Origin of the sequence: Mesorhizobium sp. M7A.F.Ca.ET.027.03.2.1, from assembly GCF_003999175.1 — a bacterium.
In the GTDB taxonomy this organism is placed as follows: domain Bacteria; phylum Pseudomonadota; class Alphaproteobacteria; order Rhizobiales; family Rhizobiaceae; genus Mesorhizobium.
On the sequence record NZ_RZOM01001941.1, the window covers coordinates 1 to 414 of the forward strand.

A 414-nucleotide genomic window follows, 5' to 3' on the forward strand; every position below is an offset into this window, starting at 1 on the left:
TTCGCCAACCCGACCGGCAACACGCTGAACCGTGAGCAGCGCGAAGCGGTGCTCGACCTTGCCGGCGAACTCGACATCGCCGTCATCGAGGATGCCGCCTATCGCGCGCTGCGCTATGACGGCGACGGCGTGCCGCCGATCCTGGCGCTCGACTGCATCAGGTCCGGCGGCATCGACAAGGCGCGCACGCTCTATTGCGGCTCGTTCTCGAAGATACTGTCGCCGGGCATGCGCGTCGGCTGGGTTTGCGCCCCGCGCCACATCGTCGAGAAACTGGTGCTGATGAAGCAGGCCTCGGACCTGCACAGCCCGTCGATCAACCAGGTGGTGATGCATCGTGTCGCCGAAGCCGTCTTCGACGGCCAGGTGGAAAAACTTATCGGCGCCTATCGCGAGCGCCGCGACGGGCTGCTC

At 65.9% G+C, this 414-nt stretch carries 1 protein-coding gene; it reads left to right on the plus strand.

Features of this window, described 5'->3' with window-relative positions; translation table 11 throughout:
• A partial coding sequence (locus EN750_RS38885; RefSeq protein ID WP_127399537.1) for an aminotransferase class I/II-fold pyridoxal phosphate-dependent enzyme occupies nucleotides 1-414 on the plus strand: 414 nt, incomplete at both ends.